Source organism: Corallococcus aberystwythensis (assembly GCF_003612165.1).
Classification (GTDB): Bacteria; Myxococcota; Myxococcia; order Myxococcales; family Myxococcaceae; genus Corallococcus; species Corallococcus aberystwythensis.
The window spans coordinates 42,119-50,819 of record NZ_RAWK01000024.1 but is presented as its reverse complement, the minus strand read 5'-3'; the positions used below and the strand labels follow the sequence as shown (position 1 = coordinate 50,819).

Annotated in this window: 5 protein-coding genes; 1 reads left to right on the top strand and 4 read right to left on the bottom strand. The window is 68.7% G+C overall.

What is annotated here, in order from left to right:
• Positions 1–266: 266 nt before the first annotated feature.
• Positions 267–914, top strand: a complete 648-nt coding sequence (locus D7W81_RS06140) for an SRPBCC family protein (protein WP_120554376.1) — start codon at positions 267–269, stop codon at positions 912–914.
• Positions 915–981: 67 nt separating this feature from the next.
• On the opposite strand, the gene D7W81_RS06135 is transcribed toward D7W81_RS06140, so the two are convergent.
• From D7W81_RS06135 to D7W81_RS06120, 4 genes are all read right to left on the bottom strand, one after another.
• Positions 982–2,649: a M1 family aminopeptidase gene (locus tag D7W81_RS06135; RefSeq protein ID WP_120554375.1), complete on the bottom strand. Its 1,668-nt coding sequence runs from the start codon at positions 2,647–2,649 to the stop codon at positions 982–984.
• A 100-nt stretch (positions 2,650–2,749) separates the two neighbouring features.
• Positions 2,750–7,153: a galactose-binding domain-containing protein gene (locus D7W81_RS06130; protein WP_244227003.1), complete on the bottom strand. Its 4,404-nt coding sequence runs from the start codon at positions 7,151–7,153 to the stop codon at positions 2,750–2,752.
• Between the two features lie 321 nt (positions 7,154–7,474).
• Positions 7,475–8,146 carry a putative glycoside hydrolase gene (locus D7W81_RS06125; protein ID WP_120554373.1) on the bottom strand — a complete coding sequence of 224 codons (672 nt, stop codon included), beginning with the start codon at positions 8,144–8,146 and terminating at the stop codon, positions 7,475–7,477.
• Entirely contained in the window at positions 8,143–8,697 is a 555-nt protein-coding gene (locus D7W81_RS06120) for a hypothetical protein (protein ID WP_208721187.1), read from the bottom strand. Before D7W81_RS06120 ends, D7W81_RS06125 begins: the two co-directional genes overlap by 4 nt.
• Positions 8,698–8,701 lie beyond the last annotated feature (4 nt).

Sequence of the window (8,701 nt, the reverse complement as noted above, 5' to 3'; positions counted from 1 at the left end):
GATGCGTCGCCACAGCTCATCCGGCACTCGCCAGCCGTCGTCCTTCTTCACTACCCCATGGCCGCGTCCTCCTGCCTCTTCAACCCGGCAGGTGGCCGACCTTCTTCCCTACCGAAATAGGCTCTTAGCCGCTCGAGGGCGGGGCTTGAAGCGGATTCTCCGCACGCTGCGTCAAGCCAGGCCGTGCGCTGGGGGGCTTGAGCCGGACCGAACCGGCGGCCTAAGACGCGGCCTCCCCGTCCGGGGCCGCTGTTCCGAGGACCTCCATGTTCAAGAAGATCGCCACAGGCGTTGTCGCCGTGCTCGCGCTGTTCGCCGGCTTCATCACCACCCGCCCCGATACCTACACCGTCACGCGCACCGCCACGGTGCCGGGAACGCCTGACATCGCGTTCGGTCTGGTCAATGACTTCCACCAGTGGAGCCAGTGGTCTCCCTGGGACAACCTCGACCCGAACATGAAGCGGAGCTTTGGTGAACCGGCGTCGGGCGTTGGCGCCACCTATGGGTGGACGGGCAACAACGACGTGGGTGAGGGCCGCATGACCATCCTGGAGGCCACCGCCAACGCGTCCGTCCGCATCAAGCTGGAGTTCATCAAGCCCTTCGAAGACACCAGCATCACCAGCTTCACGTTCAAGCCCGACGACGACGGCACCACCGTCACCTGGACCATGGCCGGCGACCACAACTTCATGAGCAAGGCGATGTGCCTGTTCATGGACATGGACCAGATGATCGGCAAGGACTTCGAGAAGGGCCTCGCCAGCCTGAAGACCGCCGCCCAGGCCGAGGCCACCAAGCGCGCCGAGGCCGAAGCCGCCCGCAAGGTCGCCGAGGCCAAGGCCGCCGAGGAGGCCGCCGCCGCCGTCCCCGCGGAAGGCGCGCCCGCCGTCGCCGCGCCCACCCCGTAGCCCGCGACACGCACCTTGTTGCTCCCGGCCCCTCGCGCCTCCCCAGGCCCGAGGGGCTTTCTCGTCCTCACAACCTCCAGGCGTGAGGCGCGGGCTCCCGCGCCAGCCCCAGGCTCCTGCGATTGACCAGGCGATTGCGTGGATCCACCACGACCTGGCGGACCGTCCAATCCACTCCCGGCACCGTGAGCCGGGCCGTCGCGGACTCCGGCTCCAGGCCATAGGAGACCGTGACCCGCCGCCGCTCCTCTGGCGCATCGCCCTGGAGCTCCAGCTCCACCTCGCAGGGATACACCTTCCCGGTCTGCGTCCGCTGCGTCACGGTCAGCTTCAGCGCATCCTCCCGGCTCCACTCCACCTGGAAGTAGGGCCAGTCCGGCTCCCCTGCCCCGTCCACCCAGGTGTCGAAGTAGCGCTGGAGGTTCTTTCCCGACGCGGCTTCGAGCGCCCGGCGCAGGTCCTCGAGGCTCCGGACTCCCGGCTCCGCGAGGAACGCCTGGAGCCCCGCCATCACCTGGGGCCGTCCCAGCAGTGACTCCAGCTGCACCAGGAGGATCATCGGGCCCGTGCCGTAGATGTCATTGACGAAGGAGAGGAAGGGCGGCGCGGGCGTGTCTCGCGGGCGCAGATGGTAGGAGGACGTCCGGGCCAGCCGGTCCCAGTACGCAAGCGTCGTGGCAGCCTCGTCGCTCCGGTGCTCGTCTTCAAAGACATACGTGAGGTACTCCGCCACCGCCTCCTTCCACGGGTAGTCCTCCGCGCTCGCCAGGGTCGTCCGGTCGCCGGCCCACTGGTGCACGATCTCGTGCATCAACGTGTGCAACGTCATGTTGGCGTAGGACTTGGGAAGCAACGGCAGGTTGTCGCGCAGGACGATGTTCGCCGGATGCTCCATGCCCAGCCACTCCGTGGGCCCACTGGCGACCCGCAGCTCGGGGCCATAGGGCAGTGACCCGAAGCGGGCCGTCATCCATGCCAGGAAGTCCGCCACCGCGCCCGCGTCCAGTGCTGGCCCAAGCAGTCCACCCGGAGGCTCGTACAGCTCGACGCGCCCCACGTCCGTGTCCACCAGCCGCGTCCGCACCCAGGCCGGATGTGACGCGACCATGAATGCGGAGTACGTGGGGGCCCGCGTGCCCAGGAGCTCGCAGCGCGTATGGGTTTCATCCCGCCGCGAGAGGCTTCCCGGACACAGCACCATCGCGCCGGGCGCATGGGTGATGTCGAAGGTGAAGTGCGCCAGCCGGCCGGCAGCGGTGTCACAGGGCCCGAAGAGGTCGCAGGACTCCACCCAGCCCAGGAGATACGTGAAGGGACGGGCCTGGATGTCCAGCCTGCGGGAGAACCCCACCTGCGTGTACGGAGTCGTGGCCTCTGGGATGACCACCCGGCTGTCCAGCCACAGCGGTCCGTCCGGCGGTGTCGTGCCACAGGCCTCCATGCGCCCGTCCGCCACGCGGAAGCCCCCGGCAGGCGTCCCGCCCCACCGCACGTCCGTCACCTCCGCGCGAGCCGGCAGGGACACGCAGCCCGGCGCGTCCGCCTCCACGTTCAACCAGAGCCGGGAGGCCGCCTCCCGCGTCGTGAGGTCGAACGCGAAGTCATAGCGGTCCACCGTGTACGCCAGCGAGGTGCCACCCGCGTCCGGCGGTTCCGGCGGCCCGAGCGGCGGGGCTCCGGGCTCGCAGCCCGCCATGCACAGGACGAAACACAGCAAGAACAGGAGCGGGCGCACGCCCCGGATACGGACCCGAGCCCCCGAACGGGTCGCCCATGAAAAAGAAAGAGGGGCGGCCCTGCTCCGGCCGCCCCTCCCCTCACCTCAAGCGCTCACCCTACTTCGTGAAGGTGATGGGCCCCGAGGACAGCGTGGTGTTGTTCGCGCCATCCACCGCGCGAACGCGCCACGTGTGCGAGCCCGTGGACAGACCGTTCAGCGTCGTCTGCTCCGTGCCCACGCCGTACACCTCGAACTCCCACAGCGAGTAGCCATACGCCGTCGCGCGCTGCACGCCACGCATGCGCACGAAGCGGCCCACGCCGGCCACCGTCCAGTCGTCGATGCCGCCGTCGCCGGTGTCCACCGTCTTCAGCGCCACCCAGTTCGTGTTGCCGTCCAGCGACGCCTCCAGCACGTAGCGCCGGCCGTACGCGGCCTCCCAGTTCAGCACGATGCGCTTGAGGGAGTAGATGGCCCCCAGGTCGACCGTGATGAAATCCGTATCACCCGTCGTCGCCGTGCCCACGCTGGACCAGCGCGTGGTCAGGCTGCCGTCCACCGCGTCGTTCGCGCTGCCGAACTCCACGGAGCTGGCGTAGGCGTTCTTGCCCCGCGCCAGGTTGGTGCCCGCCGGCACCGGCGTGCTGCGCAGGATGGAGGGCGTGCGGTCCGTGCCGTCCACGATGATGACGTACTCCGCCACGCCCGCGCCCACGTCCGTCGTCTGCTCCCAGATGAAGCGCGTGGACGTGCCCGGCACCGGCTGCCCGGCCGACGGCGACAGCGCCGCGAAGGCCGCCGGAGGCGTCGTGTCGTTCAGCGTGAAGGTGAACGTCGCGGACTGCGTGACGCCGTTCGCCCAGTTGAACGCCTTCACGAACCAGGTGTGCGTCCCATTCGCCAGCTTCAGCCCGTCCAGCGCCGCCGACGGCGTCTTGGTGATGGCGACCGGCATCGCGCCACCGTCCAGGTAGACCTCGTAGCGCTGGATGCCCGTCTGCGCGTCGCTGCTCGCCGTCCAGGTGAACGCCGGACGCGTGCCGGTGATGACAAGGTTGTTTGACGGCGTCAGCAGGGTGAACGCCGCGGGCGGCGTCGCGTCCGTCAGGCCGAAGCCCTGGATGCCCGCGCCGTACTGGTACAGCGGGTTGCCGTACGTGGGAGGCACCGGCAGGCCCGCCGCGATCTTCTGGCGGATGGCCGCGCGCTCCGCGTCCGTCGCGCCCAGGTCGTACGGCAGGTCCCACTTCTCCAACTGGTTGTTCTCCACGTCCGTGCCAATCTGGCTCATGGAGCGCGGCAGCTGCCACGGCGTCTTGCCGCGCGGCAGCACGTCACCGAACAGCACGTCCGCCACCGCGTAGCCGCCCATGTCGCCGGGGCGGTAGGCCAGCATCAGCGCGTTGGAAATGGGAATCACGTTCGTCAGCACGTAGGGCCGGGGGCTGATGACCACCACCGTCGTGGGGATGCCCCGCGACTTGAAGCTGTTGATGACGCCGAACTGGTCGCCCCACTTCGCCTCGTGCGCGGGGCCAATCGGGTCGCCCGGCAGGTACGGCTTCTCCTTGTCCCATTCCGTGCCGTGCGTGAAGTAGCTCTCGCCCACCACCACGATGGCCGCGTCCGGCGTCACGCCCGCGGGAGCGTTGTCCTTGTAGACCGTGAGCCCCGCGGCCTCCGCGCGCGCCTTCACCGCCGCGTAGATGGTCGGGTCGCCGAACTCGTAGCCGTGGAAGTCCGAACGCCAGGTCACCATGCAGGACATGTCATCCGCGCGAGGGCCCGCGATGACCAGCTTGCCGCCGGCCGGCAGCCGGATGGGCAGCGCGCCATCGTTCTTGAGCAGCGTCATGGCCTCCTGGGAGGCGCGGCGCACCGCCGCCTTGCTGTCCGCGGTGTGCCACTGGGACGTGCCCGCCGGGCCCTGCTTGTACGGGTCCTCGAAGATGCCCAGGCGGAACTTGAGGTCCAGGATGCGGCGCACGGAGTCGTTGATGCGCACGAGCGGCACCTCGTTCTCGAAGTTGCCCAGGTACTGCGGCGTCGCGCCGCCCATCACATCCGAGCCCGCCGTCGCCGAGCGCACCCACGCGCCCGAAGGCAGCCAGTCCGAGCAGATGACGCCGTCGTACTTCAGCTTCGTGCGCAGGTAGTTGAGGATGCCCGGGTTGTCACCCGCGCCGTAGCCCTCCGGCCCCAGCAGCCAGCTGCCCGCGTAGCCCGGCATGATGCCGCTGGTGCCCGCCTCGATGGCCGCGTGCCACGGACGCATGTGGTAGTGGATGGTCGTGCCGTCGTAGGTGATGCCCGCCTCACCGCCAGCGCCCTGCCCCGGCCAGTGCTTCGTCGTCACCCAGATGGAGGACGGATTCACCTCCGGACCGCCCTGGAGGCCCGCGATGAGCGCGCGGGTGATGCCGGCCGCCAGGTCCGCGTCCTCGCCGTTGCCTTCCTGGATGCGCGGATAGAGGACCTTGGTGTTCACCTCCGCCAGCGGCGACAGCGTGCCGCGGCTGCCAATGGCCAGCTGCTCGCGGCGCTGGATGTCGCCCATCTCGTAGATGGTGTCCAGGTCGCGCGTGGCGGCCAGCGCCGGCTGCGTGGGCCAGCTCGTCTTGTAGCCGTGGATGGAGTCACCCGCGTCGATGTGCGGGATGCCCAGGCGCGTGGCCGCGGACGCCTTCTGGAACATGGGGATGTCCGTGGGCGACAGGGGCCCCATCTGGAAGCCCGCCTCCGGGTACGTCTTGGCGTCGTAGAACATCTGGAGCGCCTTCTCGTGCAGCGTCATGCGGCCCATCAGGTCGTTCACGCGCACGGAGATGGGGTTGCGCCAGTCCTCGTACGGCTCAATGGTCCCGTTCTTGTTCAGGTCGCGCGAGCCATTGATGACGTTCACGCCGTCCGCCTGCGTCTCCACCACCGGCAGGTACACGCTGAAGTTGCCGATGTCCGAGCGCGACGTGGTGCCGCCCGACAGCGTGGCCACGACGTACCACTTGTACGTCCAGCGGTCCGGCAGGTCCTCCGTGAAGGTGAAGGACGTGCCCGTCTGCGACGCCACCTGCGTATAGCGATCCAACAGGTTGCCCGCCGCCATCCAGTCGTAGTCGTTGCGCGTGAGGTTGACGTAGAGCTTGTAGTTCGTCGCGCCCGTGACGGTGGCCCACGACAGCGTGGGACGGCGGGTCGCGGTGACCATCGTGTTGTTGGCCGGCGCGGCCAGTCGGAACGCTCCGGCCACCGGCAGCGGCGCGGGCGCCACGTACGGGTCCGGGATGATGGTGGGGTCGCGCGGATCCGTGGGGCCGTTGCCCGTGGAATAGATTTCGACGTTCCAGTCCGCGCCCTGCACCGCCAGCGCGGTGACGGACTGCGCCCGCTGCTGCACGCCGTTCACGTCCACCACCGCCAGGCGGATGTCCGTGTTGGGCTGCGTGGGGGAGAACTGGTTCTTCGACAGCGTCACCGTCGTGTTGGGCGGGAACGTGAGCTGGTAGGTGAAGGGCCCGGGCGGGTTGCGCACGGACGGCGTGGTGTTGCCCTCCTCCGGCACCGGCGACACCGACAGCGGCGCGGGCGACACGTTGATCTTCGCGTACGCCAGCTCCGGGAAGTTCAGCTTGATGGTCTGGTTGGTGGTCTGCGTGGGCGGCGGCGTGGTGCCCCCGTTCTGGTAGACCTCGAAGGACCACAGCGAATAGCCGTAGGCCACCGTGCCGCGCTCCGTGCCTCGCATGCGGATGTAGCGCCAGGTGCCGGAGACGGGAATCTCCCGGCGGCCAATGGCGCCATTGGTCACCGTGTTGAGCGTCGTCCACGTGGCGTCGTTGTTGGAGCCGTCGATGGTGTACGTCTTCGCGAACGCCCCTTCCCACTCCAGCACCACCTTGCCCACGACCTGGGACGTGCCCAGGTCCACGCGGATCCACTGAGGATCCACGCCCTGCACGGAGGCCCAGCGCGTGTTGATGTCACCGTCGAACGCCAGGTCCGCCCGCAGGCCCACGTAGTCCGCTTCCACGCTGGACGCGGTGGCCGGCTTGTTCTTCGCCAGGTCCGTGTTGGTGGGAGGCGGCGTGCCGCCCGTCTCGTAGACGGCGAGCTCCCACAGGGAATAGCCATACGCCGGCAGCGCGCGCGTGACGCCCTGCATGCGGACGTAGCGGCCCGTGGTGCCGGCCGGCAGGGACAGGTCGTCCACCCCGCCGTCGCCGTTGGTCACCGTCAGCGCGTCCGTGAAGGCCGTGTTGTTGGTGGAGACTTGAATCTTGTAGCCCGCGCCGTAGGCGGCCTCCCAGGTGAGCACCACGCGCGAAATCGTGCGCGTCTGGCCCAGGTCCACGGTGATCCACTCGTTCGCCGTGAAGCCGCTGGCCCAGCGGGTGCCACCGTCGCCGTCCACCGCGTACTGGCCCAGGAATGGAACCTCCGCAGTGGAGGTATAGGTGGTCTTGTTCAGCGCGACGTTCGTCTGCGCGCGGGCGTTGGACGCGCCCAGGAAGGACACCAGCATGAGCACCGCGGCGAGGGCCTGTAATAACCAGACACGCGGTGCTTCATGAAGACATGGGCTTGCGCCCCTGCTTGACAATTGCGGCAAGGATTCAGACATTGGGGGAACAACTCCTTGAGTAGGGACACCGTGACGCGCGCGTTCGCACGCACCGCCAGGACGCGCGGCGGACGCAAGGGGGACTGCCCGGCGGGAGTGACTGCTTCCCTTCCCTGCTGACACCGCACGCGGGGGCGTGACGCTGTCGTCAGGACAAGGCTCGGGCGTTCCGGCTGTCATATGGCGACAGCCGGCCCACCCTCCCTGGCACTGCGTTCCTGCCTAGTTCGCGGTGAAGTACAGGTTGTCGAGCAGGAGGGACTGACCGGCCGTTCCACCCTCGGCCGCGAAGGTGAACGGCGACGACACGTCGTTGAGCTTCAGGCCCGCCGCGACGAAGTCCGCGACAGGGATGGCCAGGTGGTGCCACTCACCATCGTTCGCCCAGCCGTACTTCGTGACAACGAGCGGAGCGCCCTTCTCATTGGGAGCCAGACCGCTGGACATGCCGAGCTTCACGTTGGCGAACGCGGCGTCGGACGACTTCATGCTGACATGGAGCGTCTTCCAGGCGTCGAAGTTGCGCGTCTGCTTCCAGTGCACACCGAAGCCCATCCACGGCTTGCCGTTCTGCACGATGCGGTCCGCGGACTTGCCCTCCACGTGGTCGGGGTCGGACTCCACGTAGACGGTGTTGTCGTAGAGGTAGAAGTTGGTGTCGACGTTGTCGAGCACCACCTCCTCGGAGCGGCCCGCCTCGTAGAAGATGCCCACCATCAGGCGGCGCTGACCGGCCTCGAAGGGGAACGGCCCGGGCAGCAGCTGCGGGTCCGGGTTCGTCCCGCCGTCCGGGTCCAGGTCGTCCGGCAGCTCCTGGCCGGAGTAGTCCGCCGGGCCCGGATCCGGGCGGCAGGCGGCGAGCAGCAGCAACAAACCCCACGCTGACGTCTTCATGGCTTCACCGCCCGGTCCGCACCACTGGAGGTCTTCACCATCACCCAGCCGCCCGCCACGGTGCCGCCCAGCTCCACGACGCCCTTGTACGCGGGCGTCACCAGCTCATAGGCGATGGTGCCGGACGCGTCGTACGTCACCGCGTCCGGGAAGTTGTCGAGGACGGACTGGTACGCCTTCACCGCCATCTCACGCGTCTGCGCCAGGCTGCCCTGATCCGCCAGGCCGCGCTGGTAGATGGCGGCCAGGTTGAGGGCCACGTAGTACTGCGCTTCGCCATACGGCCCGTTCGCGAGCACCGTGGCCCACGAGTAATAGGCCGCCACCGGGTCCGCGCCGGACTGGATGTCCCACTTCGTCTCCGTGCCCACGCCCGCCAACGCGAAGGGGTTGTTCGGGTCGTCCAGCACGGACGTGTTCGGGTAGATGCCCATGGCCGGGTCGGTGACCGTGAAGGTCATCCCTTCCAGCGTCCGGCCGTAGATGATGGTCGGGTCGTCGTAGCAGCCGGACAGCGCGGCGACAGCGGCCAGCAGGAAACCAGTCCTCATGATG

Coding starts and splice junctions, on each gene's coding strand:
- D7W81_RS06140 (WP_120554376.1), top strand. CDS start 267: ATGTTCAAGAAGATCGCCACAGGCGTTGTCGCCGTGCTCGCGCTGTTC.
- D7W81_RS06130 (WP_244227003.1), bottom strand. CDS start 7,153: ATGCTGGTGTCCTTCCTGGGCGCGTCCAACGCCCGCGCGCAGACGAAC.
- D7W81_RS06125 (WP_120554373.1), bottom strand. CDS start 8,146: ATGAAGACGTCAGCGTGGGGTTTGTTGCTGCTGCTCGCCGCCTGCCGC.
- D7W81_RS06120 (WP_208721187.1), bottom strand. CDS start 8,697: ATGAGGACTGGTTTCCTGCTGGCCGCTGTCGCCGCGCTGTCCGGCTGC.